The organism is Streptomyces sp. URMC 124 (assembly GCF_051386455.1).
Classification (GTDB): domain Bacteria; phylum Actinomycetota; class Actinomycetes; order Streptomycetales; family Streptomycetaceae; genus Streptomyces.
This window is the reverse complement of record NZ_JBPQTS010000343.1, coordinates 1-835: the sequence shown is the minus strand read 5'-3', so window position 1 is coordinate 835 and position 835 is coordinate 1. Positions and strand designations below refer to the sequence as shown.

2 pseudogenes are annotated in these 835 nt (G+C 73.8%); both read right to left on the bottom strand.

Features of this window, described 5'->3' with window-relative positions:
* Window positions 1-378: pseudogene (locus ACSNOG_RS32845) on the bottom strand (transposase); the annotation flags it as partial.
* A pseudogene (locus tag ACSNOG_RS32840) lies at window positions 272-835 on the bottom strand (TnsA-like heteromeric transposase endonuclease subunit); the annotation flags it as partial. The pseudogenes ACSNOG_RS32840 and ACSNOG_RS32845, both read right to left, overlap by 107 nt.

The following is an 835-nucleotide window of genomic DNA, read 5'->3' as shown; positions in this document are numbered from 1 at the left end:
CGCGACCCGCGGCATCAGGCCCTTGACGGTGCCTTTGGAGCGCCCCCGCTGCCCGCGCAGTACGTCCTTGACCGCGGCGACGACCCGTTCGTCCTGACGTCCGCCTCCGTTCGGGCTGCGGGTAGTGCGGGGCTCGACCAGCCCCCACAGTCCCTGCTTGCGGTAGGCCAGCCGCATGCGCTGCACCGTCGTCCTCGACACCCGCCCGAAGCCCAGTGCCGTCAGCTCCCGCGCTTTGGCCTGCTCCCGCTGGGCCAGGGTCCACCGGTCCGGGTCGTACTCCACCCGCATCGCCCCGCCGCTGCCCGCCCCGTCGGGCAGGCCGCACTCGACCTCCCGGATGTGCCGCTGCCAGGCCAACGCCTTCTCCCGCGCTGCGCACCGCCGCCGCCACTCCCGGCCGGCCCTGGTTGCGGGGATGCCGGTAGCCGGCCAGCCACTTCACGTTGGCCTCGACCACCTCGTCCAGCCGCTCAAGACGCCGGTAGACGAACCCCACCTGCGCACACGCTTCCGCCACCGCCTCCGCGGCCTTCATGGCCCGTTCACCACCGGCCTCCGGGTGACTGGGACAGTCCGCCAGCACGCCGGTGCCGTCCGCGTACCGGGCGAAGATCTGCGGCACCCACGAGCGCACCCGCCCCCCGCCGTCGCGCCACAGCAGCCGCACCGGGCACCCCGCCATGCCGACCATCCGCGCATCACGGTCGAGGACCATCAGCTGGACGCGCATCGCGTTCGACCCCGAAGCCACATGCCTCCCGCAGGTCGCCGACCACCACAGGCCCGGACCCCACCTGCGCCCCGGCACGACGGGGAACGCAGACACCGGATC